Source organism: Kitasatospora sp. NPDC051853 (assembly GCF_044452665.1).
Classification (GTDB): Bacteria; Actinomycetota; Actinomycetes; order Streptomycetales; family Streptomycetaceae; genus Kitasatospora.
Map to the genome: position 1 here is coordinate 191,066 of NZ_JBITBY010000013.1, position 25,524 is coordinate 216,589.

Below are 25,524 nucleotides of genomic sequence, written 5' to 3' on the forward strand. Positions count from 1 at the left end.
CCATGAGCACCACTGAGCTGCTGAAGCGCGCCGCCGAGCTGTTCCCCGGCGAGGTCGTCACCACCGCCCACGTCCGCCACCTGGAGCTGCCGTACGGCGCCGGGCGGATCGCGCTGATCACCCTGGACAACGGCTTCGACCACACCAAGCCGACCACCTTCGGCCCGGGCTCGCTGGCCAAGCTGTCCGAGGCGCTGGACCAGGTCGAGGCGGAGGCCGCCGAGGGCGCGGTCAAGGCCGTCGCGATCACCGGCAAGCCGTTCATCTTCGCGGTCGGCGCCGACCTCAAGGGCGTCGAGGTGCTCAAGGAGCACGGCGACGCGCTGGCCATCGGCAAGGGCGGCCACGACGTCTTCAAGCGGATCGCCGCGCTGCCCGTCCCGACCTTCGCGTTCTACAACGGCGCGGCCATGGGCGGCGGCGTGGAGGTCGGCCTGCACGCCACCTACCGCACCGTCAGCTCGGGCGTCCCGGCGTTCTCGCTGCCCGAGGTCTTCCTCGGCCTGGTCCCCGGCTGGGGCGGCTGCACCATCCTGCCGAACCTGATCGGCCCGCAGAAGGCCGTCAAGGTCATCGTCGAGAACTCGATGGCGCAGAACAAGCAGCTCAAGGGCAAGGAGGTGTTCGAGCTCGGCATCGCGGACGCGATCTTCGAGCCGGCCGACTTCCTGGAGCAGTCCCTGGGCTGGGCCGCCAAGGTCCTCAACGGCGACGTGGTCGTCGAGCGCGAGGAGTTCGACCGGGGCAAGGCCTGGGACGACGCCGTCACCTGGGGCCGCTGGGTCGCCGACGCCAAGGTGAGCGGCGCCGCGCCGGCCGCCTACAAGGCGCTGGACATCATCCAGCAGGTCAAGGACGGCGACCTGCAGGCGGGCTTCGACGCCGAGGACCAGGCGCTGGCCGACCTGATCATGAGCGGCGAGCTGCGCAGCGGCCTGTACGCCTTCAACCTGGTGCAGCGCCGGGCCAAGCGCCCGTTCGGTGCGCCGGACAAGTCGCTGGCCCGCCCGGTCTCCAAGATCGGTGTCGTCGGCGCCGGTCTGATGGCCTCCCAGCTGGCCCTGCTGTTCGCCCGCCGGATGGAGGTGCCGGTCGTCCTGACCGACATCGACCAGGAGCGGATCGACAAGGGCGTCGGCTACGTCCACGCCGAGATCGACAAGCTGCTCGGCAAGGGCCGGATCGGCAACGACAAGGCCAACAAGCTCAAGGGCCTGGTCTCCGGTCACCTGGACAAGGCCGTGGCCTTCGGCGACGCGGACTTCGTGATCGAGGCCGTGTTCGAGGAGATGGGCGTCAAGCAGAACGTCCTGGCGGAGCTGGAGGCGGTGGTCTCGCCGACCACCATCCTGGCCACCAACACCTCCTCGCTCTCGGTCACCGAGATGGCGTCCAAGCTCCAGCACCCGGAGCGCGTGGTCGGCTTCCACTTCTTCAACCCGGTCGCGATCCTCCCGCTGCTGGAGATCGTCCGGGCCGAGAAGACCGACGACGGCTCGCTGGCCACCGCCTTCGCGGTCGCCAAGAAGCTGAAGAAGACCGCGGTGCTCACCAAGGACGCCCCGGCGTTCGTGGTGAACCGCATCCTGACCCGCTTCATGGGCGAGATCCAGGCCGTCATCGACGAGGGCACCTCGTTCGAGACGGTCGAGGCCGCGGTCAAGCCGCTCGGCCTGCCGATGTCCCCGATCGCGCTGCTGGAGCTGGTCGGCCCGGCCATCGCCCTGCACGTGTCGGAGACCCTGCACGGCGCCTTCCCGGAGCGGTTCTCGGTCTCCGAGAACCTCGGCAAGGTGGTCAAGGCCGGCAAGCGCGGCTTCTACGTCTGGGAGGACGGCAAGCAGGTCCTCGACCCCGAGGTCCTGGAGCTGCTGACCTTCGGCGACTCGGTGCTGACGGAGGAGCAGGTGCGCGCCCGCGCCCTGGACGCCGTCGCGCAGGAGATCGGCCTGATGCTGGACGAGGGCGTGGTCGGCGAGGCGCAGGACATCGACCTGTGCATGATCACCGGTGCCGGCTGGCCGTTCCACCTGGGCGGGATCACCCCGTACCTGGACCGCGAGGGCGTCTCCGAGCGGGTCAACGGCAAGAAGTTCCTGGCCCCCGGCCTGGCCTCCGTTCCGGAGTAGTCGGCAGGTCTGACGCACCGTCGGGCGGCACCCCTGTGCGGGGGTGCCGCCCTTCGGCGTTCCTAGCCGGCCACCACGTGGCGGAACTCGGCCCGGGCGTCCTCGGTGTAGAGGCCGTACCTGCCTTCCGGGTAGGGGCGTTCGGTGTCGGTGAAGGTGACCAGCCGGTGGCGGTCGACCAGCACGGTGACGGTGGCGCCGCGCTGGCGGATCTCCACGGCGTGCCAGCGGCCGACCGGGAAGTGCGGCGGGCCGGTGGCCAGGAAGCGCTGGTGGCCGGGGTAGGCCGGGTCCTCCTTGCCCAGCTCCCAGCCGGTGGGTTTGAGGGCCAGGTAGTAGAAGTGCCGGGGGTCGGTGTAGTGCCAGACCACCCAGGCGGTCTCCCAGGTGTTGGGGGTCGGGGTGCGCAGCTGCTCGGCGGTGCGCACGCCCAGGCTCAGGGTGAGGTCGGAGCGGGTCTCGGCGGAGACCACCAGGGCGGCGTGCGTCTCGTCGGCGGCGGTGGCCGGGCGCGGGGCCAGGACCAGCAGGTCGCCCCGGGCCCCGACGGCGCCCTCCCCGTTGAAGACCGCCACCCACGGCCCGTGCGCCGAGCCCTCCGGCCAGGTGACGAAGCCCGGCCGGGACGGGCCGGCCAGTACGGCGGTGGCGACGGCGGCCAGCGCGAGCAGCACGGCGATCAGGGCCGTCCGCAGGCCCCGCGGCCACCCGGGCGGGGCGGGGCCGGGGGCGCGGACCGGCGGTCGGCCGGTGGTCACGGTCACCAGTCCACCAGCGAGACGTCGGGCTGCAGTTGGTGGTGCAGCGGTCCGACGCAGTCCTGGGCCAGCCGCTCGACGATCCGCCGGGCGGCGAAGCCGTCGCCGAAGGGGCTGGGGGCGGCGGCCATGCCCTGGTAGTCGGCCGGGTCGTCCAGCAGCGCGTTGGCGGCGGCGTGGATGACCTCGGGGTCGACGCCGACCAGCCGGGCCGCGCCGGCCGTGACCACCTCGGGGCGCTCGGTGGTGGTGCGCAGGACCAGGACCGGCTTGTCCAGGCTGGGCGCCTCCTCCTGGACCCCGCCGGAGTCGGTGAGCACCAGTTCGCAGGCGGCCAGCGAGGCGGTGAAGTCGAAGTAGTCCAGCGGCCCGGTGAGGGTGATGTGCGGCTCGCGGCCGAGCGCGGACTCCAGCACGTCCCGGACGGCGGGGCTGCGGTGCACCGGGAGCAGGATCTCCACGTCGCCGCGCCGGGCCAGCCGCTGCAGGGTGGCGGCCATCATCCGCATCCGGTCGCCCTGGTTCTCCCGGCGGTGCAGGGTGACCAGCACGCCGCGCCGGCCGGTGCGGAAGGCCGAGCGGCCGACGTGCCGGCTGCGCACCCAGAGCAGGTTGTCGATCACGGTGTTGCCGGTGACGTGCACCGCGTCGGGCGGCACGCCCTCGGCGCGCAGCCGGTGGGCGGCCCGCTCGGTGGGGGCGAAGTGCCAGCGGGTCATGGTGGAGACCAGGCGCCGGTTGAGCTCCTCGGGGAAGGGGTCATCCAGCACGCCGCTGCGCAGCCCGGCCTCCACGTGGGCGACCGGGATCCGTTCGTAGAAGGCGGCCAGCGCGCCGCAGAGGGTGCTGGAGGTGTCGCCCTGCACGATCACCAGGTCGGGCTCCTCGTGGCGCAGCACCTCGCCGAGGCCTTCGACCAGGCGGGCGGTGAGCGCCGAGAGCTGCTGTCTGTCCCGCATCACGTCGAGGTTGTGACGGGCCGTCAGGTGCAGCCGGTGGAGCATGGGTTCGAGCATCTCGCGGTGCTGGCCGGTGTTGACCAGCACCGGTTCGAAGTGCGGCGAGGCGTCCAGGGCCCGGACCACCGGGGCGAGCTTGACGGCCTCGGGCCGGGTGCCGAGCACCACGGCGACGCGCAGCCGCCGGGAGCCGTTGGGGCGGGAGGAGCCGTTGACGTGCAGCGGTTCGGACATGACGACCTTCTTGGGCAGCGGAAGGTACGGGCCGGCCGGCTCCGGAGGGAGCACGGCGCGACGCGTCGGACAGAGGGGTGCCCGGAGGGACCTGCCGCTGACGCGGGGTCAGGTCCGGGCGGTCTTCAACCAGCCGGTGCGGCCTCGGACGGTGCGGCCGACGGCCCACCAGCCGGCGGCGAACCAGAGGTAGCCGTAGCCGACGAACAGGTGGGCCAGCACCAGGCAGTGCCACCGGCCGAGTTCGCCCTCCCGCTGCCGGTACACGTAGGCGTAGGCGTAGGCGGGGGCGAAGGCCAGCAGGTACAGCGGGATCAGCCAGTACGGCGAGAAGGTGCTGTGGCCCGCCGCGAGGGAGTCGGTGAGGAAGCCGACGGCTCCGGCGACGAAGGCCAGCGGGAGCAGCGAGGTGAGCAGCAACAGGGCCGGGCTGGAGAGGTGGTACACCAGGTCGGCGGCGGCCCGGCCGGGGATCTCCCGGAGCACCATCGGGACCAGCCGGGTGGCCTGGATGTGGCCCTGGAACCAGCGGGAGCGCTGGCGGACCAGCGGGCGGACCGCGAGCACGGCCTGCTGGTGCACGGCGGCGGTGGCGCAGTACTCGTTGCGCCAGCCGGCCGCGAGCAGCCGGATGCCCAGGTCGAGGTCCTCGGTGAGGCGGTCGCTCCAGGGCTCGGGGCCGAGCGAGCGCAGCGCGCTGAGGCGCATGAACTGCCCGTTCCCGCCCATCCCGACGCTGCCGATGTGGCGGCGGCCGGACTGGAAGACGTCGGTGTAGACGACGAACTCCATGTCCTGCATCCGGCAGAGCAGCCGGTCCTCGCGGTTGTACATCCGCACGCCGATCTGGACGGCGCCGGTGGCCGGGTCGTCGAAGAACCGGTCGGCCTGGTCGACCGCGCCGGGCTCCAGCCGGCCGTCGGCGTCCAGCACGCAGACCACCACGTCCTCGGGGTCGGTGCCGGCCAGCAGGCCGGACGAACCCAGTTGCCGCAGGCCGTCGTTGAGCGCGGCCCCCTTGCCGCGGCGGGCGTTCGGGAGGTGCCGCTGGTGCAGCAGCACCCGGGACGGGTCCGCGGCGCGGACGATCTCGGCGGTGCGGTCGTCCGAGGCGTCGTCGACCACCAGGACCAGCACGTCCTGCCGGGGCAGCGACATCAGCCGGCGCAGGCTCTCGGCGAGCACCCGCTCCTCGTTGAGGCAGGCGAGCAGGAAGACGTACCGCCGGCGGTGCGGGTCGTCCGTCGCTGTGGGCCGGACGACCCGCCGGGACAGGACGAACATCCCGGTGTTGTACGCCAGCGCCGTCACGATGACGGCGGTGGAGAGTCCGAGCAGGACGGCCGTCAGCACGACGCACCCCGTCGGACGGCGGTGGCCCCGGCGACCTCGGACGGCACCGCGTGGGGCTCGGCCGGGCCCTTCCGGGCACGGCGGTGGCGGACCACCAGGCCGTAGAGCAGCAGGAACAGGCCGGTCACGACGTAGAGGCCGAAGCCCGCGCCGGCGATCTCCAGCAACAGCCGGGCCAGTTCGGACCCGGAGGCGCCGGAGGGCAGCACGGACGCCGCACTGAAGCAGACTCCGCTGCTGGCTCCGCAGTTCACGTACATGGGAGATCAACCCTGAACGGAATGCGACCGGATGCCGGCCGATGACACGGCTCTCGCGCTCGCGGTGGAGGGGGCCGGTCTCGCCATTCACTCCCCGAGCCGGGAAAGGCGACCGTCTGCCGACTCGGATCCTCGCGCGCCCCATGGGGACTTTCACGAACAATTTAACACGGGTGGGGTGGCCCTTCAATGAAGCCCGCACTCCGCTTTTCGAGAAGGGGCCACATTTTGCTACTCGCGGGAAGGGATTGACACTCCCCCGCCCCGGTGCCACTGTCGGTTGTATCGCCTGTGCTGCGGCTGGTCGGCGTTGACGTCCCGTCAGTGCCATGCCCCCGCGACTCCAGGCCGGCTTTCGGGTGCCTCTCCGAGCACCGCCCGGCCTTCTGTGTCGAGACGCCGGGAAAAGGCCGCCGGGCCATTCCCGTATCCATGGCTTGAACACACATCGCCAGGGGCTGTCATGCCTTTGCATCCAGTGAGCCGCAATCGGTACCGGACGACGATCGTGGGCGCAATCGCCCTCGTCCTCAGCGTGGGATTCCTCCCGGTCGACTCCGCCACCGCGAAACCGCCTCCTGACCAGAAGAAGGTCCAGGAGACCGCCAAGCAGGGCCGGTCGCCGGGCGACCTCGGCCCGGCCTTCGGCGCCGAGCAGAAGAAGGCCGACAAGGCACGGAAGCTGAACCCCCATCAGAAGCTCAAGCAGGCCGCCGACCTCCAGGTCCTCCCGCAGGCCCTGAACAACCCGGCGCCGGCGACCGGGAAGAGCACGCTGGTGCTCTACGACACCGCCGGCCCGTACGGGCACCTCGGCGAGCTGTACGCGATGACCACCGCCAACCTGGCCGGCCACTTCGGCGCCGTGACGCCGAAGCCGGTCTCGCAGTACCAGGCCGGCGAGGTCAACAACTACACGGCCACCATCTACTTCGGCTCCACCTACTACGGGGCCCCCGACACCAACGGCCAGCCGATCCCCGACGGCATCCCCACGTCCTTCTACACGGACGTGACCAGCACGACCAAGCCGGTGGTCTGGCTGTACGACAACATCTGGAACCTGGCCAACCAGGTCGGCCCCGCGAACTTCTCGGCCGCCTACGGCTGGGACCCGACCAACTCGTACTTCAACTACAACCCGATCACCTCGGTCGGCTACAAGGGCCAGCAGCTCACCCGCGACCCGCTGAACGGCGGCGGCGTGCTCGGCGAGACCATCACCGACCCGTCGAAGGTGACCGTGCTCGCCTCCTCCACCGACTCCACCGGGGCCACCGTCCCGTGGGCGGTCCGCTCGAACAACCTCACCTACATCGGTGACGTCCCGTTCTCCTACGTGAGCTCCAACGACCGGGTGATGATCTTCAGCGACCTGCTCTTCGACGCCCTCGCGCCGCAGACCGCCGAGCGGCACCGGGCGATGGTGCGGCTGGAGGACATCAGCCCCGCCGACGACCCGGTCGCGCTGACCGCGATGGGCCAGTGGCTGAAGTCGCAGAACATCCCGTTCAGCTTCGGCGTCATCCCGGTCTACACCGACCCGAAGGGCACCTACAACAACGGCCGCGCGGAGACCGTCCGGCTCTCCCGGACGCCCGCGATGATCACGGCCCTCCGGTCGCTGATCAACAACGGCGGCACCATGCTGATGCACGGTTACACGCACCAGTACTCGAACATCGCCAACCCCTACAACGGCGTCAGCGGTGACGACTTCGAGTTCTACCGGGCCCAGTGCTCGGTGACCCAGTACCCGCCGTACCAGTTCCGGGCCCCGTGCCAGAACACCGACTGGGTCATCCACCAGGGCCCCGTCCCGACCGACTCCAGCACCTACGCGCTGAGCCGGGTCAACTCCGCCACCCTGGAGTTCGTGCTCTCCGGCCTGCCGGTGCCGACCATCTTCGAGTTCCCGCACTACGCCGGCTCCGCCGTCGACTACCGGGCCCTCGAACCGAAGTTCGCCGCCCGCTACGAGCGCTCGCTGTACTTCGGCGGCGTGCTCAGCGGCAAGCCGATCGACTACTCGATGCTGATCGGCCAGTTCTTCCCCTACCCCGTGCGGGACGTCTACAGCGAGACCGTGCTGCCCGAGAACCTCGGCAACTACGAGCCCGACTGGTCCAACAACAACCCGCCCCGGCTGCCCGCCGACATGATCCACTCGGCCCAGCTGAACCTCGTGGTGCGGGACGGCTACGCCAGCTTCTTCTACCACCCGTCCTACGGTCTGAGTGCCCTTCAGCAGACCGTCAACGGGATCAAGGCGCTCGGCTACACCTTCGCCTCCCCCGCCACCGTCCTCGCTCCCTGACGGAGCACCAGCCCGGTTGCCGGCCCGCTCGTCCGGGCCGGCAGCCGGGACCCTTTTACCGAGAGGCTCTGGTTCCGATGTGCGGAATCGTGGGTTACACAGGGGGACGCGCGGCCCTGGACGTCGTCCTCGCGGGGCTGGAGCGGCTGGAGTACCGGGGGTACGACTCGGCCGGGATCACCGTCCAGGCCGCGGGCGGGCTGGCCACCGGCAAGCGGGCCGGGAAGCTGGTCAACCTGGAGAAGGCGTTGGCCGAGAGTCCGCTTCCGGCCGGGACGGTCGGGATCGGTCACACGCGGTGGGCGACGCACGGGGGGCCGACGGACGCGAACGCGCATCCGCACCTGGACGACCACCGGCGGGTGGCGGTGGTGCACAACGGGATCATCGAGAACTTCGCCGCCCTCCGCTCCGAACTGACCGCCCGGGGGCACGTGTTGCGGTCGGAGACGGACACGGAGGTGGTGGCGCATCTGCTGGGGGAGGTGTTCGCGGGGGACCTGGCGGAGGCGATGCGGGTGGTGTGCCGGCGTCTGGAGGGTGCGTTCACCCTGGTGGCGGTGCACGCGGACCAGCCGGGTGTGGTGGTGGGGGCGCGGCGGAACTCGCCGTTGGTGGTGGGGCGTGGGGTGGGAGAGAACTTCCTGGCCTCGGACGTGGCGGCGTTCATCGCGTTCACCCGGGAGGCGGTGGAGCTGGGGCAGGACCAGGTGGTGGAGCTGCGCCCTGACGGGGTGTCGGTGACGGACTTCGACGGCGCGCCGGCGGTGGTGCGGGAGTACCACGTGGACTGGGACGCCTCGGCGGCGGAGAAGGGCGGCTACGACTACTTCATGCTGAAGGAGATCGCCGAGCAGCCGAAGGCGGTGGCCGACACCCTGCTGGGGCGGATCGGCGCCGACGGGCAGCTGCGGATGGACGAACTCGACCTGGACGTGCGGGAGTTCCGGAAGGTGGTGATCGTCGCCTGCGGCACCGCGTACCACGCCGGCGCCGTCGCCAAGTACGCGATCGAACACTGGACCCGCCTGCCCTGCGAGGTGGAGGTCGCGTCCGAGTTCCGCTACCGGGACCCCATCGTGGACCGGCGCACCCTGGTCATCGCGATCTCCCAGTCGGGGGAGACGATGGACACCCTGATGGCGCTGCGGCACGCGCGGGAGCAGGGCGCGAAGGTGCTGGCGATCTGCAACACCAACGGCTCCACCATCCCGCGCGAGTCCGACGCGGTGCTCTACACCCATGCCGGGCCGGAGGTGGCGGTCGCCTCGACCAAGGCCTTCCTCACCCAGCTGGTCGCCTGCTACCTGGTCGCGCTCCACCTCGGCCAGGCCCGGGGCAGCACGCCGGAGAGCGCCGAGCTGATCGGCCGGCTCGGCGAGACCCCCGCGCAGGTCGGCCGGGTGCTGCACACCATGGAGCCGGTCCGGGCGCTGGCCCGTTCGCTGGTCGACGCGCACGCGGTGCTCTTCCTCGGGCGGCACGTCGGGTACCCGGTGGCGCTCGAAGGGGCGCTGAAGCTCAAGGAGTTGGCGTACATGCACGCCGAGGGCTTCGCGGCCGGCGAGCTCAAGCACGGCCCGATCGCGCTGATCGAGGAGGGCCTGCCCGTCATCGTGGTGGTGCCCTCGCCGCGCGGCCGGTCGGTGCTGCACGACAAGATCGTCTCCAACATCCAGGAGATCCGGGCCCGCGGCGCCCGCACCATCGTCATCGCCGAGGAGGGCGACGAGAGCGTCACCCCCTTCGCCGACCACCTGATCCGCATCCCCGCCACCCACGACCTGTTCCAGCCCCTGGTGGCCACCGTCCCGCTCCAGGTCTTCGCCTGCGAGCTGGCCACCGCCAAGGGCCACGAGGTCGACCAGCCCCGCAACCTCGCCAAGTCCGTCACGGTCGAGTAGGGAGCTCCCACCATGCGTGCCGCCCGCACCCGCTCCGCCCTCCCGGCGGCCTGCCTGTGCCTGCTGCTCGCCTGCTCCCCGCCGGCCGCCTCGCCGGCCGGGAGCACTCCCGCTCCCCCGGACCGCGCACTGCCCGACACCCTGTACGGGGTCACCCTCGACGACCTCACCGGACTGCCCGCCCTGGTCGCCTCCCTGACGGCCCTTCCGCAGCGCCCGACCTCACGGATCGTCTTCGACGCCGGCGCCGACCCGGCCGACTACACCGAGGCGGTGGCCGCCCTGCACCCCGTCAGCTACCTGATGGGCCTGCCGGTGGACTCCAGCGCCGTGGCCGGCACCTCCCTGACGGAGTACCACGACCGCACCGCCGGGCTGCTGGCCGCGTTCGGCGGGCGGATCGACCTCTGGGAGGTCGGCAACGAGGTCAACGGCGGCTGGCTCGGCCCCGCCGAGGAGGTCACCGCCAAGGTGACCGACGCCTACCGGCAGGTGGTCGCGGCGGGCGGGCGGACCGCCCTCACCCTCTACTACAACCCCGGCTGCGCCGAGGACCCCGAGCACGAGATGCTGCCGTGGGCCCGGGCCGAGCTGCCGCAGGAGCTCCGGGACGGCCTGGACCACCTGCTGGTCTCCTACTACGAGGACGAGTGCGACGGCTACCGGCCGCCGCTCGCCGAGTGGGACTCCGTCTTCACCGAACTGGCCGGCCTCTTCCCGCACGCGCGGGTGGGCTTCGGCGAGAACGGCCTCGCCGACCGGCGGGCCGCGGCGGAGCAGAAGGCCGAGCAGCTCACCCACTACTACACCCTGCCGGTCACCGCACCGCGCTACCTGGGCGGTCACTTCTGGTGGTACTACGCCGAGGACATGCTGCCGTACCCACCGGCCAACTCCCTCTGGACGGCCCTGGCCCGGGCGATCACACCGCCGGACGGGACCCCGCACACGCAAGGACCAGAACGATGAGCACCGTCACCGCCCCCACCGAACCGGCCCCGCTGGACGATGCCTCCTTCGCGGCGATCCGGGCCGTCATCACCTCCGTCGCCCCCTACCGCCTGCTGGAGCTGGAACGCGAACGCGACCTGGCCTTCACCCAGGCCCTCGGCACCGACAGCCTGGTCCCGGTGCACACCTTCCTCACCCGCTGGCGCGCCGTGGCCGCCGTCGAACGCGACCTGGCCACCGCCGCCCGGCTGCACCTCGCCGAGGTCGCAGCCCGCTCCGGCCAGGACCCGGACGAACGCCGCGAGAGCGCCCTGGAGATCGCCGCCGTCCTGCTCACCGTGGCCGCCGAACTGACCGCGCCTCAGCGCGCTTCGAGCGCCGCCAGAAGCCCGTCGGCCGTGGGCTCGGTGACGACCGCGCCGTCCCGGAGCGCCTCGGGCAGGTGAGCGCGCCGCTCCTCGTGGAAGAGCACCGTCGGACCGTCCTGGGGGACGATCGACGCCCCGAGGGCCACCGCCAGCCGGGCGATCACCCCGAGCACCGCGCCCTTCTCGACGTGGGTGAAGGTCAGGCCTTCGCGTCCGTCCCCGTAGAGCTCGGTGCTGCTCCCGTCCTCCGCGAGCAGCTGGGAGAACTCCTCGCCCGGGCCGCCGACCACGGCGTACGGCTCCGTCAGCCGTCGGAACCGCTCGTGGTCCAGGGGGACGGTGCCGCCGTCCTCGAACCGGAGCAGGAAGATGCCGTAGCTCACCGCTTGAGGCGGTAGATCACGGTGTCGGCGTTGACGCCGACCACCTCGTAGCGGGTGTCGAGCAGGTTCTCGATCCGGGGGATGTGGACGGGCTGGTACGGGGAGCGGCCGGAGTCGTCGACCACGATCTCCGGGAGGCCCTTGGTGGCGAGCTCCTCGTCGAAGGTCTGCCAGGCGTCGGCCATGCTGTACTGCTCGCCGACGTCCTTGCCGTCCTTGCCGCCGCTGAAGTTGGTCAGGAAACCGGCCGTCAGGTAGCGGGTGACGGGGCGTCGGTCGGCCAGCCAGTAGAGCTCGGGGTGCATGCCCCAGACCAGCACGGTGTCCTTGGCCGTGGTCTGCTCGGCGATGGTGCTGGCGACCTGGGAGGTGTGGTCCATCCGCTGGCCGGGCCAGAAGACGGCCAGCGAGCAGAAGGCGAAGGACGCGACCGCGCTGTAGAGCAGGACGGGCTTCCAGCGGATCTTCGAGGTGGCCACCGCACCGGTGCCGAGCAGCACCAGCGGGGGCATCAGCTGGAGGTAGTAGTGGCCGAAGAAGTGGAAGCCGGTGGAGACCGCGACCACCGAGGAGAGCAGCCACACCCAGAGGTCCGAGGTGGAGCCGTACTCCTCGCCCCGGGGCGAGGGCAGCGCGCGGTGACGCAGCCTCAGCCAGAGCCGGTGGCCGACCGGGGCCAGGAAGCCGAGGCCGGCCGCCAGCAGGATGGCCGAGTTGCCGAGCGCGCGGCCGGTCATCTGGAGCCAGGCACCGCCCAGCGAGGCGTAGTCGCCGCTGCCGGTGACCACCCAGAACAGGAAGCCCTTGGGGTTGGTGAGGATCACCGCGACCAGCGTTATCGGCAGCGCGAAGCCGAAACAGATCTTGAACAGGGCCGGCTGCCAGCGCACCCCGCGCAGCCGGGCGTCCTGGAGCAGCATCCAGAGCACCGGGAGCATCACCGCCCCGCCGGTCTGCTTGGTCAGCGAGCAGAGCGCCACCGCGATCCCGGCCGCCAGCCAGCGGCGGCGCTCGGCGTACCGGAACGCCGCCACCATCGCGGGCAGCATGAAGACCTCGAAGGTGGCGGCCTGGGTGTCCTCGGGCGACAGGCCGATCGAGACCAGCAGGTAGAGCGCGCCGGCCGCGCCGCCGGCCCGGTTGCCCCAGCGGCCGCGGGCGATCGAGGCCAGCAGGATCGCGGTGGCCAGGTGGGCGACGATGGCCAGGGTGCGGAGCGGCCAGAGCGAGGCCGAGCCGAAGAGCGCGAAGCAGGCCTCGTACAGCCAGGGCAGCAGCGGCGGCTTGCGGTCCACCACGGTGTCGTAGAGCACGCCGCCGTCCGCCAGCATGCGGGCCTGGGTGGCGAGGTAGCCCTCGTCCGGGCTCCACACCGGGCGGAGGAAGGACGGGATGTGAGTGACCGTCGCCAGGACGGCGAGCACCGGGACCAGTCTGGTCCAGTAGCCCGTCCGGACGCGCTCGGGCAGCCGCCCGGTCAGGGCGGCGAACTGGCGGGCCAGGGCATCGGACACGAGGGACAACCTACCGGGCAGCTCTGCCGGCGGTGGCGCCGGTCCGGCCATTCGATGTGACGATCTGACAGAAGTGTGACGCGTGGCACTGCGCGGGGGCGACGGATTATTTTCGGACAGTACGCACGCGGAGCGCCGCGCTCGGGAGCGCCCCGCAGGGGCGCGGGGAACTGCGCGCAGGGGAACGGCAGCACCTGCAACTGGCTGACGGAGCCTCAGTTGCAGGTGAGCCGCCTCCCGACTCGCGCAGTTCCCCGCGCCCCCGGGGTGACCACTTGCCTCAGACGGAGACGCCCGAGCGGGCCAGGGTGTCGGCGACCTTGGTGGCGATGGCCGGGGCGGTGAGGCCGATCTCGGCGAGGATCTGGTCGCGGGTGGCGTGGTCGAGGAACTCCTGCGGGATGCCGAAGTCGCGGAGCGGGACGTCCACCTCGGCGTCGCGCAGGGCCTGGGCGATCATCGAGCCGACGCCGCCGGCCCGGCCGTTGTCCTCGACCGTGACCACCAGGCGGTGCTCGGCGGCCAGGCCGGGCAGGGCCGGGTCGACCGGCTTGACCCAGCGCGGGTCCACCACGGTGGTGGGGATGCCGCGCTCGGCGAGCAGCTCGGCCGCGGCCAGGCAGGTGGTGGCCATCGCGCCGACCGAGACGATCAGCACCTCGGCGTCCTCGTCGCGGCGGAGCACGTCCATGCCGCCGACGGTGCCGACTGCCGGGACGGCGGGGCCGACGGTGCCCTTGGAGTAGCGGACCACGGTCGGGGCGTCGTCCACCTCGACCGCCTCGCGCAGCTGGGCGCGGAGCTGGTCGGCGTCGCGCGGGGCGGCGAGCCGCAGCCCGGGCACCACCTGACAGATCGACATGTCCCACATGCCGTTGTGGGAGGCGCCGTCGGTGCCGGTGACGCCGGCCCGGTCGAGGACGAAGGTGACGCCCAGCTTGTGCAGGGCGACGTCCATCAGGACCTGGTCGAAGGCCCGGTTGAGGAAGGTCGCGTACACCGCGAAGACCGGGTGCAGGCCGCCGGTGGCCAGGCCGGCCGCGGAGACGGCGGCGTGCTGCTCGGCGATGCCGACGTCGAAGATCCGGTCCGGGAAGGCCTCGGCGAACGGGGCCAGGCCGACCGGGTGGAGCATGGCGGCGGTGATGCCGACGATGTCCTCGCGCTCGCGGCCGAGCTCGACCATCTCCTCGGCGAAGACCGAGGTCCAGTCCTTGCCGGCGCTCTTGATCGGCAGGCCGGTCTCGGGGTGGATCACGCCGACCGCGTGGAAGCGGTCCTCGTCGTTGTTCTCGGCGGCGTGGTAGCCGCGGCCCTTCTCGGTGAGGCAGTGCACGATCACCGGGCCGCCGAAGCCGCGCGCCTTGGTGAGGGCGGACTCCAGGGCGTTCAGGTCGTGGCCGTCGATCGGGCCGATGTACTTGAGGCCGAGGTCCTCGAACATGCCCTGCGGGGCGATGAAGTCCTTGAGGCCCTTCTTGGCGCCGTGCAGGGTCTCGAAGACCGGCCGGCCGACCACGGGGGTGCGCTGCAGCGCCTCCTTGCCCCAGGTCAGGAAGCGCTCGTAGCCCTGGGTGGTGCGCAGGGTGGCGAGGTGGTTGGCCAGGCCGCCGATGGTCGGGGAGTACGACCGCTCGTTGTCGTTGACGACGATGACGACCGGGCGGTCCTTGGCGTCGGCGATGTTGTTCAGCGCCTCCCAGGCCATGCCGCCGGTGAGCGCGCCGTCGCCGATCACGGCGACCACCGGGCGGTCGCCGTGGCCCTGGAGCTGGTTGGCCTTGGCCAGGCCGTCGGCGTAGCCGAGCACGGTGGAGGCGTGCGAGTTCTCGATCACGTCGTGCTCGGACTCGGCGCGGGACGGGTAGCCGGAGAGGCCGCCCTTCATCCGCAGCTCGGAGAAGTCCTGACGGCCGGTGAGCAGCTTGTGCACGTAGCTCTGGTGGCCGGTGTCGAACATGATCCGGTCGCGCGGGGAGTCGAAGACCCGGTGCAGCGCGATGGTGAGCTCCACCACGCCCAGGTTCGGCCCGAGGTGTCCGCCGGTCTTGGAGACCTCCTCGACCAGGAACGTCCGGATCTCTCCGGCCAGCTCGGCCAGCTGGGCGGGCGTGAGCCGGTCGAGATCGCGCGGTCCCCGAATGCGGGTCAGCAGGGCCACCCGTTCCTCCTCGTTCCGATTTTTTCTCGGGCCGCGTACGGCCGGACTGCCCGAGTCTAATGTCCGCCTGGCGGACGCTTGTCAGTGCGCCTGGGGTTGACCGGTGTTGACCGACATGACGAGGCTCGGCACCCGAACGGTTCGGGTGCCGAGCCTCACATGATCGGATTTACGGTCAACCTCGACCGGACGACTTCTGGGTCCGCCGGGAGACGGAGTCCAGGACCACCGCGGCCAGCAGCACCGCGCCGGTGATCATGTACTGGATCGACTGGTTGACGTGCACCAGGTCCAGGCCGGTGATGATCGACTGGATCACCAGGATGCCCAGCAGCGCCGACCAGGTCTTGCCCCGGCCGCCGAACAGGCTGGTGCCGCCGATGACGGCCGCGGCGATCGAGTTCATCAGCACGTTGCCGCCGCCGAGCGCCTTGTCGGCCGAACCCTGCTGGCTCATGATGAACAGCCCGCCGAGGGCGGCCATCCCGGCCGAGATCATGAAGACCGAGATCCGCACCCAGGCGACGTTGATGCCGGCCCGGCGGGCCGCCTCGATGCCGCCGCCGACCGCGAAGATCTGCCGGCCGTAGGTGGTACGGCGGAGCACGAAGTCGGTCAGCACCACGATGCCGAGGAAGATCACCAGCGGCAGCGGCAGGCCCTGGCTCTGGTTGAGCGTGTAGGCGGCGGCGACCGCGATCACCGCGATCAGGCCGGTGCGCAGGCCGATCTCGCTCATCGGGCGGGACGGCAGGTTCGCGGCCGCCCGGCGGCGGGCGTCCAGCACCTGGCCGGCCGCGAACAGCGCGACGCCGAGGATCGCGAAGATCCAGGTGGCGGCGATGTCGCCGTCGCCGATGAAGTAGTGGTCCAGGTCGGCGATCACGCCGTCGTTGACCACGTTGGCGGTGCCCTTGTCGCCGAGCACGTACTGCTGGAGACCGCTCCAGGCGAGCAGGCCGGCCAGGGTGACCACGAAGGCCGGGACGCCGATCTTGGCGAAGAAGAAGCCGTGCAGCGCGCCCATGGCGACGCCGGCGGCCAGCGCGATCAGGATCGCCAGGTACTCGTTCACGCCCTGACGGGCCGACAGCACGCCGGCGATCGCGGCCGAGACGCCGGCCACCGAGCCGAGCGAGAGGTCGATCTCGCCGAGCAGCAGGACGAACACGATGCCGACCGCGATCAGGCCGGGGCCCGCGATCCAGAGCGTGATGTTGGTGAGGTTGTCGGCGTTCAGGAAGTCGCCGGTCAGGCCCTGGAAGATGGCCGCGATCAGGATCAGGCCGAGCACGACCGGGACGGAGCCCAGTTCGCCACTCTTCATCTTCCGCTTGAACTCGTCCAGGTAGCCGGCGAAGCCCTGCTGACGGACCAGCAGGCGCGGGTCGACGGGTGCGGCCGGGGTGGTGGAGTCGGTGGTGCTCACTTGGCGTCCTCCGCGATGCGTGCCTGACGCCGCGTCACGGCGTTCTCGGTGGCTCCGGTGATGGCGGAGATGATCTCCTCGTGGGTGGTGGTGGCGACCGGGAAGGAGCCGTTGTTGCGGCCCAGCCGGAGCACCGCCACGGTGTCCGCGACCGCCTTGACGTCCGCCATGTTGTGGCTGATCAGGATGACCCCGAGGCCGCGGTCGCGGAGCCGCTCGACCAGGTCGAGCACCTGGGCGGTCTGCTCGACGCCGAGCGCGGCGGTGGGCTCGTCCAGGATGACGATCTTCGGGTCGCCGACCAGGGCGCGGGCGATCGCGACCACCTGGCGCTGGCCGCCGGAGAGCGCGGCGATCGGGATGCGCACGCTGGGGATGCGGATGGAGAGCGTGTCGAGCAGCTCCTTGGCCCGCTTCTCCATCGCGACCTCGTCCAGGGTGCCGAACTTCTTCAGCTCGCGGCCGAGGAAGAGGTTGCCCACCACGTCGAGGTTGTCGCAGAGCGCGAGGTCCTGGTAGACGGTGGCGACACCGAGGGCCTGGGCGTCCTGCGGGCGGTTGATCCGGACCTCGCGGCCCTCCCACTCGATCGAACCCTCGTCGATCGGGTGGACGCCGGCGATGGTCTTCACCAGCGTCGACTTGCCGGCGCCGTTGTCGCCGACCAGCGCGACGACCTCTCCGGCGTGGACCTCCAGGTGGACGTCGGTGAGCGCCTGGACGGCACCGAAGCGCTTGGAGACCCCGCGCAACGCCAGTACGGGTGCGCCTGTCACGTGAACCATCTCCAGGGGGTAGTACGAGAGAACGTCGAAGGGGCGCGGCGGTCGGACGTCACGCCGCGCGGGGGGCCGGCGCCCCGTCAGGAGCGCCGGCCCGTACCGGACTTACTTCAGGCCCGCGGCCGCGCAGGCGGCGGCGTAGTCGGCGGTGCAGATGTCCGCCACCTGGTAGAGCTTGTCGGCGATCACGGTGTCGTTGATGTTCGCCTTGGTGACGACCTTCGGGGTCAGCAGCTTCGCCGGGATGCCCTTGTCGGTCGGGCTGTCCACGGTGGAGGAGGCGACGCCCTTGATGTCCTTGCCCTGGAGCAGGTTGACGGCCAGCTCGGCGGCCGAGTCGGCCAGCGGCTTGTACGCCTTGTAGATGGTGTACGCCTGGTCGCCCGCGACGATGCGCTGGATGGCGTCGATGCCCGCGTCCTGGCCGCCGACCGGGACGGTGATCCCGGCGGCCTTCAGCTGGGTGATGATGGCAGAGGCCATGCCGTCGTTCGCCGAGTAGACGGCCTGGAAGCCGTCCTTGCCCAGCGAGGTGATCGCGGTGCCGATCTTCTGGCCGGCCACGGTCGGCTTCCACTCGCCGGAGGCCTCGTAGACGATCTTCTTGACCTTGCCGTCGAGCGCCTTCTTGGCACCGGACTTGAAGTAGGCCGCGTTCGGGTCGGCCTCGTCACCGTTGATCATCACCACGTTGGCGTCGGCGGCCTTGGCACCCAGCGCCTCGATCAGCGCCTCGCCCTGGAGCTGGCCGACCTTCTCGTTGTCGAAGGAGACGTAGGCGGAGACCGGGCCGGTGGCCAGACGGTCGTACGCCACGACCTTGACGCCCTTCGCAGCGGCCTCCTTGACCCAGGACTGGGTGGAGGTGGCGTCGAAGGCGTCGAGGATGATCACCTTCACGCCCTGCGCGATCAGGGTGTCGAACTGCTGCTTCTGCTTCGAGGCGGAACCCTCGGCGTTGCTGTACTTGACGGTGCAGTCCCCGCACAGCGCCTTGACCTTGGCCTCGATGAACGGCTTGTCGAAGGACTCGTAGCGGGTGGAGGACGCGTTCTCCGGGAGCAGCAGGCCGATCGACTTGGTGTCGCCCGACGAAGCGCTGTCCTTCTTGTCGTCACCGGCCTTGCCACAGGCGGCCATGCCGAGGGCCATCGAGACGGCGGCGGTGCCTATGACGACGCGACGCATCATTGCGTTCATGTGGGGGGTGCCTCCCTGACGGAGCCGCAACGTTGCGGCGAGGTGAGACGGAGTCAACCCCTGACGGTCGCTTGTCGTCAATAAGTAAAACCAAGCGGTCGGCGATCCAAACCCTTTCGTTATCTTCATGAAGGCGAAGCCGAGACCAAACGGACATGTTCGGCCCCGGCTTCACCACAAGCGGACGCGGGAGAGCGATTTCCGGAGTCAGGACCCCGCAGTGGTGATCTGCCGGATTGCGCCCGATTCGCCCATCTCGCTCATCACCAGCGCGAGCGCCCCGAGCACCTCGGCCCGGCCACCCAGCGTGCCCGGGACGACCGAGAGCTGACGCGCCGCGGAGGGGATCGCGTACCGCGCGACCGAGTCCCGGATCGGGGAAAGCACCAGGTCACCGGCCTCGGCGAGGTCACCGCCGAGGATCACCCGGCGGGGGTTGAGCAGGTTGCACAGGGTGGCCACGCCGGTGCCGATCTGCCGGCCGGCGTCGGCGATCACCCGGCGGCAGCCGAGGTCGCCCTGCTGGGCCAGCTGCACCACCTTGGTGAGCGTCAACTCCCCCGGGTGGTTGGCGTTCAAGAGATTGAGCAGGTACCGGGAGCCGACGAAGGTCTCCAGGCAGCCGCGGTTGCCGCAGCGGCAGACCGGGCCGGACTCGTCCAGGGTGATGTGGCCGATCTCGCCGGCCGTACCGCCCGGGCCGCGGTAGATCTGACCGTTGATCACCAGGCCGGAGCCGACGCCGCTGGCCACCTTGATGTACGCCAGGTCGGTCAGGCCGCGGCCCGCCCCCCAGACCAGCTCGCCCAGCGCGCCCAGGTTGGCGTCGTTGTCGACGTGCACCTCCATGCCCAGGCGCTGCGCCAGCTCCCGGCCGGGCGCGATGCCCGTCCAGCCCGGCAGGATCGCGGTGGAGCCCAGCGCCCCGGTCTCCTGGTCGATCGGGCCCGGCACGCCGAGGCCGACCCCGATCACCTTCTCGGCCTTGAAGCCGGCCTGCTCCAGCAGCCGGGCCACCAGCGCCTCGGCCCGGTCGAAGCCCTGCTGGGCCGAGACGTCCACGTCGATCGGCTCGCTCTCCTCGGCCAGCACCCGGTGCGCCAGGTTGCCGACCGCGACCCGCAGGTGGGTGTGGCCGAAGTCCACGCCCACCACGATGCCGGCGTCCCCGCTGAGCGAGACGGAGCGCGCCCGGCGGCCGCCCGAGGAGGTGTCGGCCACCACGACGGTGCCGCTCTCCTTGAGCTCCCGGACGATGTTGGACACCGTGGCCGCGGAGAGTCCGGTGGACCGGGCGATCTCCGCCTGGGTCAGCGAGCCCGCCATCCGGACCGCCCGCAGCACCCGTTCGAGATTGGCCCGGTGCAGCGAGGACTGCGATCCCGGTGTGTCCAGCGACATGATTCACCCTCCTTGGGCACGGCGGCCCGACGGCCTCCGCACCAGCCGCGCCGTTGCGGCGGAGCTCCGGATATTCACCTTCAACTTCTGAAGCCTATGCTCGGCCACCCGCCCGACGCCCCGTCAAGAGCGAACCCGGCCTGAACGCAGATCGAACACGGATCGTTGCCTGGGAGATGCCCCCGTGGTGTCGGCCGGATACTCCGGGGCGGGCCGGGAGGGCGACGTGGAAGGATGGCGGCACCCATGCCTGACAAAGGAGTCCTACGAGTGCCTGGCACCAACTTGACCCGTGAGGAGGCCCGCACCCGGGCCGCGCTCCTGCACGTGGAGTCGTACGACATCGACCTCGACCTGAGCTCGGCCCGTGAGGGCGGCACCTTCCGCTCCACCACCACGGTCCGGTTCACCGCCACCACCCCGGGCGCCGAGAGCTTCATCGACCTGGTGGCGCCGAGCGTCTCCGAGATCGTCCTGAACGGGCGGGCACTGCCGCTGGACTCGTTCGCCGACAGCCGGATCGCGCTGCCGGGCCTGGCCGCCGAGAACGAGCTGAAGGTCGTCGCGGACTGCGCCTTCACCAACACCGGTGAGGGCCTGCACCGCTTCGTCGACCCGGTCGACGGCGAGACCTACCTCTACACCCAGTTCGAGGTGCCGGACGCCCGCCGGGTGTTCGCCTCCTTCGAGCAGCCCGACCTGAAGGCGAGCTTCACCTTCACGGTGACCGCGCCGAACGGCTGGGCCGTCATCTCCAACTCGCCCACCCCGCAGCCCGAGGGCGAGGGCGACACCCGGGTCTGGAGGTTCAGCCCCACCGGCCGGATCTCGACCTACATCACCGCGCTGATCGCCGGCCCGTACGTCGGCGTCTTCGACGAGTACCGCAACGGCGACCAGGTCGTGCCGCTCGGCGTCTACTGCCGCCCCTCGCTGCGCGAGTTCCTGGACGCCGACGCGATCTTCACGGTCACCCGGCAGGGCTTCGACTACTTCCAGGAGAAGTTCGACTGCCCGTACCCGTTCGAGAAGTACGACCAGCTGTTCGTGCCGGAGTTCAACGCCGGCGCGATGGAGAACGCGGGCGCGGTCACCTTCCGGGACCAGTACGTCTTCCGCTCGAAGGTCACCGACGCCGCCTACGAGGCCCGGGCGTCCACGATCCTGCACGAGCTGGCCCACATGTGGTTCGGCAACCTGGTCACCATGGAGTGGTGGAACGACCTCTGGCTGAACGAGTCGTTCGCGACCTTCGCCGAGTCGGTCTGCCAGGCCGAGGCGGCCGGCTCGCAGTGGCCGGACTCCTGGACCACCTTCGCCAACGAGATGAAGACCTGGGCCTACCGGCAGGACCAGCTCCCCTCGACCCACCCGATCATGGCCGAGATCAACGATCTCGAGGACGTCATGGTCAACTTCGACGGCATCACCTACGCCAAGGGCGCCTCGGTGCTCAAGCAGCTGGTGGCGTACGTCGGCCAGGACGAGTTCTTCAAGGGCGTGCAGGCCTACTTCAAGGCGCACTCCTGGGGGAACACCCGCCTGAGCGACCTGCTCGGCGCCCTGGAGCAGACCAGCGGCCGTGACCTCAAGGCCTGGTCCAAGTCCTGGCTGGAGACGGCCGGCATCAACGTGCTGCGCCCGAAGCTGGAGACCGACGCGGCCGGCGTCATCACCTCCTTCTCGGTGCTCCAGGAGGCCCCGGCCCTGCCGGCCGGCGCCAAGGGCGAGGCCGTGCTGCGCCCGCACCGGATCGCCATCGGCGCGTACGAGCTGAAGGACGGACAGCTGGTCCGCACCGAGCGGATCGAACTGGACGTGGACGGCGCCGAGACCGCCGTGCCGCAGCTGGTCGGCAAGGTCCGCCCGACCGTGCTGCTGCTCAACGACGACGACCTCTCCTACGCCAAGGTCCGGCTCGACGCCGACTCGCTGGCCGCCGTCACCGAGCACCTGGGCACCTTCGCCACCTCGCTCCCCCGCGCGCTCTGCTGGGCCTCCGCCTGGGACATGACCCGCGACGGCGAGCTGGCCACCCGCGACTACCTGGAGCTGGCCCTCTCCGGCCTGGCCCGGGAGACCGACATCGGCGTGGTCCAGTCGGTGCAGCGCCAGGTCAAGCTGGCCCTGGACATGTACGCCGACCCGGCCTGGCGCGAGCAGGGCCTGGCCCGCTGGGCCGCCGCCGCCGAGGAGCAGCTGCGCGCCGCCGCCCCGGGCGGCGACCACCAGCTGGCCTGGGCCCGCACGCTCGCCGCCGTCGCCCGGACGGAGGGTCAGCTCGGCCTGCTGGCCGGTCTGCTGGACGGCTCGCAGGAGCTGGACGGCCTGGCCGTGGACACCGAGCTGCGCTGGGTCCTGCTCCACCGCCTGGTCGCCACCGGCCGCGCCGACGAGGCCGCGGTCGCCGCCGAGCTGGAGCGCGACTCCACCGCGGCCGGCCAGGAGCGCGCCGCCTCCTGCCGCGCCGCCCGCCCGACCGCCGAGGCCAAGGCCGAGGCCTGGGCCTCCGTGGTGGAGCACGACGACCTGACCAACTACGTGCAGGACGCGGTGATCGGCGGCTTCGGCCAGGCCGACCAGCGCGAGCTGCTCGCCCCGTACGTGGAGAAGTACTTCGCCGCGATCAAGGGCGTCTACGAGACCCGTAGCCACGAGATCTCGCAGCAGATCGTGGTCGGCCTCTACCCGGCCCTCCAGGTCTCGCAGTCCACCCTGGACACCACCGACGCCTGGCTGGCCTCGGCCGAGCCCGCCCCGGCCCTGCGCCGGATGGTGGTCGAGTCCCGCGCCGCCGTCGAGCGCGCGCTCAGGGCCCAGGCCGCCGACCACGCGGCCGGCGCCCGGGAGCTCGGCCACTGACGGTCCGTCACACGCAGAAGGACCGCCATCCGGGTTCGCCCGGGTGGCGGTCCTTCGCTTGGTGCGGGTGCTGCGGGTGGTGCGGGTCCTGCGGGATTACTTCTTGCCCTTGCCCAGGGACGGGATCATCACCAGGCCCGCGATGACCGCGAAGGCGACCAGCGGGAGGGCCACGAACAGGCCGAGGGTCTGGGCCACACTGATGCCAGAACCCGGGTCGTCACCGTCGTCCCGGGTCAGCGCCAGGGCGGCGGGCGACGTCAGCAGCATCATCAGCGTCGCCGTGGCGGTGACCGCACCGGCTCGCAAAGCGTTCCTCTTGTCCACGTTTCCCAAGGTACCGGCCGCTTATCGGCCGCCGCTCGCCGGGGTGCGCCTTCCGAGCGCCTCCACCAACCGGGCGGCGGAGGCGGAGGCCGCCAGCTGCTCCAGGGTGACGGGGCGTCCGCTCCGGTCGGCCACCGGCAGCCGCCAGTTCGGGTACTGGTCCCAGGTGCCGGGCAGGTTCTGCGGGCGCGGGTCCCCCACCAGGTCCGGCAGCCAGACGCCGACCAGCTCGGCCGGGGTGGCCAGCAGGAAGGCGTAGAGCGCCTCGGCGGTCGGCTCCGCCCCCTCGGCGAGCAGGCCCAGCCGGGTCAGTTCGGCCTGCCAGTCGGCCAGTTCGGCGGCGGCCTCGGCCTGCTCCTCCGCGAGTGGCCGGGCCAGCAGGCCGAGCCGGTGGCGCAGCTCCACGTGCTCGCCGGAGAGCCGGGCCGCGGTGCTCGGCAGGTCGTGGGTGGTCAGGGTGGCCAGGCAGGCCGCCCGCCAGCGCTCGGGCGGCAGGATCGCCCCGTCCGCCCGCCAGTCCCGCTCGAACCAGAGCACCGAGGTGCCCAGCACCCCACGGGCCGTCAACTCCTCCCGCACCCCCGGCTCCACCGTGCCCAGGTCCTCGCCGATCACGTACGTCCCGGCCCGGTGCGCCTCCAGCGCCAGCACCCCGAGCATCGCCTCCGCGTCGTAGCGCACGTACGCGCCCTGGGTCGGCGGCAGCCCGGCCGGCACCCACCAGAGCCGGAACAGCCCCATCACGTGGTCGATCCGCACCGCCCCCGCGTGCCGCACCGCCGCCCGCAGCAGCTCCGCGTACGGGGCGTACCCGGCGGCGGCCAGCGCGTCCGGCCGCCAGGGCGGCAGACCCCAGTCCTGGCCGTGCGCGTTGAAGGCGTCCGGCGGGGCGCCGACCGAGATGCCCGCCGCCAGCACGTCCTGGAGCACCCAGGCGTCCGCGCCGTCCGGGTGCACGCCGACCGCCAGGTCGTGCACCAGGCCCACCGGCATGCCCGCCTCCTCGGCGGCCCGCTGCGCCTCGCCCAGCTGGTGGTCCGTCAGCCAGGCCAGCCAGCGGTGGAACTCGACCCGGTCCTCCAGGTCCTGGGCCGCCTTGGTGACGTGCGGACTGTCCGGGTGGCGCAGGCCCTTCGGCCAGTGGTGCCAGTCGTCGCCGTGCACCTCGGCCAGCGCGCACCAGAGCGCGTACCGCTCCAGCCAGCTGCCCTCCCGCGCCACGTAGGCCCGGTAGGCGGCCTCCCGGCCGGGGGCGCGGGGGACTCCGTGGAGGAGTTCGAGGGCCTGGTACTTGACGGCGCGCACCGCGTCGCGGTCGACCAGGCCGTCGTGGGCCAGCACCTCCTGGCTCAACCTCCGCCCCCGCTCGGCGAGTTGGGCGAGCTGGTGCTGGTCGGCGTACGGGTACTCGGGGACCGCCTCGATCCGCAGGTGCACCGGATCGGTGAAGCGGCGGGAGGACGGACGGTACGGGGACGGGTCGGAGGGGGCGCCGGGCAGGGCGGCGTGCAGCGGGTTGAGCTGCACGAAGCCGGCCCCGAGGGCGTGGCCGGACCAGGCGGCCAGCTCCGCCAGGTCACCCAGGTCGCCCATGCCCCAGGACCGTTCGGAGAGCACCGAGTAGAGCTGGGCCAGGAAGCCCCAGGACCGGCGGCCGATCTCCGGCAGGCGCTGCGGCGCCACGATCAGCGGAGTGGAGTCCGCGCGGCCGTCCGTGGTGCGGACGGTCAGCCGGTGCCGGCCCAGCGGGAGGTCGGCGGGCAGCCAGTGCGAACGGGACGGCGGCAGGGTCCAGGTGCCGCCGCTCTCCAGCTCCACCGCGAGGCGGGCGCCGGCCGGGACGTCCAGCGCGGTGCGGCGTCCCGCCCGGACCACCACGCAGGGCGGCAGCAGGCGGGCGGCGAGCCCGGCGCGGTGGCGCTCGGCCGCCTCGCGGACGGCGGCCGGGGTGGCGGCGTCGACACCGAGGGCGGCGAGGACCGCGATCAGGGTGTGCGGCGCGACCGGCACCGGGCCGGCGCCGACGTCGTACGTGGTGTCCACTCCGTGCGCGTGCGCCAGGGCGACCAACTCCGGTGAGGGCGGCGGCTCCTGGGCCGGGGCCTGCTGCGGGTCGGCGGCGTCACGGTCGAGATAAGCGGCCACTTCAGGGCTCCTGCGCTCGGTGTAACCGTACGGACACCCCCAGTCCTACCCGTGCCCGACCCGCCCGACCCGACCCGACACGCTGGA

19 protein-coding genes are annotated in these 25,524 nt (G+C 71.6%); 6 read left to right on the top strand and 13 right to left on the bottom strand.

Features of this window, described 5'->3' with window-relative positions:
- The first annotated feature begins 2 nt into the window (after positions 1–2).
- Positions 3–2,129, top strand: coding sequence for a 3-hydroxyacyl-CoA dehydrogenase NAD-binding domain-containing protein (locus ACIA8O_RS32465; protein ID WP_396297584.1), 2,127 nt, complete (start codon positions 3–5; stop codon positions 2,127–2,129).
- Positions 2,130–2,191: 62 nt separating this feature from the next.
- Here ACIA8O_RS32465 and ACIA8O_RS32470 read toward each other — a convergent pair whose 3' ends face one another.
- The 4 genes from ACIA8O_RS32470 to ACIA8O_RS32485 form a co-directional block, all read right to left on the bottom strand.
- Complete coding sequence (locus ACIA8O_RS32470; protein WP_396297585.1) at positions 2,192–2,887, bottom strand: family 16 glycoside hydrolase; 696 nt, start codon at positions 2,885–2,887, stop codon at positions 2,192–2,194.
- A 2-nt stretch (positions 2,888–2,889) separates the two neighbouring features.
- A complete protein-coding gene (gene wecB, locus ACIA8O_RS32475) occupies positions 2,890–4,080 on the bottom strand; it encodes a non-hydrolyzing UDP-N-acetylglucosamine 2-epimerase (protein WP_396297586.1) in 1,191 nt (396 codons plus the stop codon).
- Positions 4,081–4,188: 108 nt separating this feature from the next.
- Positions 4,189–5,433 (bottom strand): glycosyltransferase family 2 protein, encoded by a 1,245-nt coding sequence (locus tag ACIA8O_RS32480; protein WP_396297587.1) that lies wholly within the window; start codon positions 5,431–5,433, stop codon positions 4,189–4,191.
- Complete coding sequence (locus ACIA8O_RS32485) at positions 5,427–5,693, bottom strand: hypothetical protein (RefSeq protein ID WP_396297588.1); 267 nt, start codon at positions 5,691–5,693, stop codon at positions 5,427–5,429. Before ACIA8O_RS32485 ends, ACIA8O_RS32480 begins: the two co-directional genes overlap by 7 nt.
- 508 nt (positions 5,694–6,201) lie before the next feature.
- Between ACIA8O_RS32485 and ACIA8O_RS32490 the strand changes: the two genes are divergently transcribed.
- The 4 genes from ACIA8O_RS32490 (at position 6,202) to ACIA8O_RS32505 (ending at position 11,311) form a co-directional block, all read left to right on the top strand.
- The gene (locus ACIA8O_RS32490; protein ID WP_396297589.1) at positions 6,202–8,010 is read left to right on the top strand and encodes a DUF2334 domain-containing protein; all 1,809 of its coding nucleotides are present in this window, start codon (positions 6,202–6,204) and stop codon (positions 8,008–8,010) included.
- 77 nt (positions 8,011–8,087) lie between these two features.
- A complete protein-coding gene (gene glmS, locus ACIA8O_RS32495) occupies positions 8,088–9,914 on the top strand; it encodes a glutamine--fructose-6-phosphate transaminase (isomerizing) (protein WP_396297590.1) in 1,827 nt (608 codons plus the stop codon).
- A gap of 12 nt (positions 9,915–9,926) precedes the next feature.
- A complete protein-coding gene (locus ACIA8O_RS32500) occupies positions 9,927–10,883 on the top strand; it encodes a hypothetical protein (protein ID WP_396297591.1) in 957 nt (318 codons plus the stop codon).
- Positions 10,880–11,311 (top strand): DUF6247 family protein, encoded by a 432-nt coding sequence (locus tag ACIA8O_RS32505; protein ID WP_396297592.1) that lies wholly within the window; start codon positions 10,880–10,882, stop codon positions 11,309–11,311. The genes ACIA8O_RS32500 and ACIA8O_RS32505 overlap by 4 nt, the downstream gene beginning before the upstream one ends.
- Here ACIA8O_RS32505 and ACIA8O_RS32510 read toward each other — a convergent pair.
- The 7 genes from ACIA8O_RS32510 to ACIA8O_RS32540 all read right to left on the bottom strand — a co-directional run bounded on the left by ACIA8O_RS32510 (position 11,227) and on the right by ACIA8O_RS32540 (position 20,097).
- The gene (locus tag ACIA8O_RS32510; protein WP_396297593.1) at positions 11,227–11,616 is read right to left on the bottom strand and encodes a hypothetical protein; all 390 of its coding nucleotides are present in this window, start codon (positions 11,614–11,616) and stop codon (positions 11,227–11,229) included. The two genes, ACIA8O_RS32505 and ACIA8O_RS32510, sit on opposite strands and share 85 nt — an antisense overlap.
- Positions 11,613–13,181 carry an ArnT family glycosyltransferase gene (locus ACIA8O_RS32515; protein WP_396297594.1) on the bottom strand — a complete coding sequence of 523 codons (1,569 nt, stop codon included), beginning with the start codon at positions 13,179–13,181 and terminating at the stop codon, positions 11,613–11,615. The genes ACIA8O_RS32510 and ACIA8O_RS32515 overlap by 4 nt, the downstream gene beginning before the upstream one ends.
- Positions 13,182–13,410: 229 nt before the next feature.
- On the bottom strand, positions 13,411–15,291 hold the full coding sequence (gene dxs / locus ACIA8O_RS32520; protein WP_396297595.1) for a 1-deoxy-D-xylulose-5-phosphate synthase: 1,881 nt from the start codon (positions 15,289–15,291) through the stop codon (positions 13,411–13,413).
- A 175-nt stretch (positions 15,292–15,466) separates the two neighbouring features.
- Positions 15,467–16,720 (bottom strand): sugar ABC transporter permease, encoded by a 1,254-nt coding sequence (locus tag ACIA8O_RS32525; RefSeq protein WP_396297596.1) that lies wholly within the window; start codon positions 16,718–16,720, stop codon positions 15,467–15,469.
- Positions 16,717–17,505: an ATP-binding cassette domain-containing protein gene (locus tag ACIA8O_RS32530; protein ID WP_396297597.1), complete on the bottom strand. Its 789-nt coding sequence runs from the start codon at positions 17,503–17,505 to the stop codon at positions 16,717–16,719. Before ACIA8O_RS32530 ends, ACIA8O_RS32525 begins: the two co-directional genes overlap by 4 nt.
- Before the next feature lie 102 nt (positions 17,506–17,607).
- Positions 17,608–18,702 (bottom strand): sugar ABC transporter substrate-binding protein, encoded by a 1,095-nt coding sequence (locus ACIA8O_RS32535; protein ID WP_396297598.1) that lies wholly within the window; start codon positions 18,700–18,702, stop codon positions 17,608–17,610.
- A gap of 207 nt (positions 18,703–18,909) precedes the next feature.
- Positions 18,910–20,097 (bottom strand): ROK family protein, encoded by a 1,188-nt coding sequence (locus ACIA8O_RS32540; RefSeq protein WP_396297672.1) that lies wholly within the window; start codon positions 20,095–20,097, stop codon positions 18,910–18,912.
- A 276-nt stretch (positions 20,098–20,373) separates the two neighbouring features.
- On the opposite strand from ACIA8O_RS32540, the gene pepN reads away from it, so the two are divergent.
- Entirely contained in the window at positions 20,374–22,965 is a 2,592-nt protein-coding gene (gene pepN, locus ACIA8O_RS32545; RefSeq protein ID WP_396297599.1) for an aminopeptidase N, read from the top strand.
- A 96-nt stretch (positions 22,966–23,061) separates the two neighbouring features.
- On the opposite strand, the gene ACIA8O_RS32550 is transcribed toward pepN, so the two are convergent.
- Together ACIA8O_RS32550 and malQ are read right to left on the bottom strand one after the other, a co-directional pair.
- On the bottom strand, positions 23,062–23,292 hold the full coding sequence (locus ACIA8O_RS32550) for a hypothetical protein (RefSeq protein WP_396297600.1): 231 nt from the start codon (positions 23,290–23,292) through the stop codon (positions 23,062–23,064).
- Between the two features lie 21 nt (positions 23,293–23,313).
- Positions 23,314–25,437: a 4-alpha-glucanotransferase gene (malQ, locus tag ACIA8O_RS32555; RefSeq protein ID WP_396297601.1), complete on the bottom strand. Its 2,124-nt coding sequence runs from the start codon at positions 25,435–25,437 to the stop codon at positions 23,314–23,316.
- Positions 25,438–25,524 lie beyond the last annotated feature (87 nt).

What these genes read in the sequence shown, in the direction of transcription:
- ACIA8O_RS32465 (WP_396297584.1), top strand. Translation starts at nt 3, where the DNA reads ATGAGCACCACTGAGCTGCTGAAGCGCGCCGCCGAGCTGTTCCCCGGC.
- wecB (WP_396297586.1), bottom strand. Translation starts at nt 4,080, where the DNA reads ATGTCCGAACCGCTGCACGTCAACGGCTCCTCCCGCCCCAACGGCTCC.
- ACIA8O_RS32485 (WP_396297588.1), bottom strand. Translation starts at nt 5,693, where the DNA reads ATGTACGTGAACTGCGGAGCCAGCAGCGGAGTCTGCTTCAGTGCGGCG.
- glmS (WP_396297590.1), top strand. Translation starts at nt 8,088, where the DNA reads ATGTGCGGAATCGTGGGTTACACAGGGGGACGCGCGGCCCTGGACGTC.
- ACIA8O_RS32500 (WP_396297591.1), top strand. Translation starts at nt 9,927, where the DNA reads ATGCGTGCCGCCCGCACCCGCTCCGCCCTCCCGGCGGCCTGCCTGTGC.
- ACIA8O_RS32505 (WP_396297592.1), top strand. Translation starts at nt 10,880, where the DNA reads ATGAGCACCGTCACCGCCCCCACCGAACCGGCCCCGCTGGACGATGCC.
- ACIA8O_RS32515 (WP_396297594.1), bottom strand. Translation starts at nt 13,181, where the DNA reads ATGGCCGGACCGGCGCCACCGCCGGCAGAGCTGCCCGGTAGGTTGTCC.
- ACIA8O_RS32530 (WP_396297597.1), bottom strand. Translation starts at nt 17,505, where the DNA reads ATGGTTCACGTGACAGGCGCACCCGTACTGGCGTTGCGCGGGGTCTCC.
- ACIA8O_RS32535 (WP_396297598.1), bottom strand. Translation starts at nt 18,702, where the DNA reads ATGAACGCAATGATGCGTCGCGTCGTCATAGGCACCGCCGCCGTCTCG.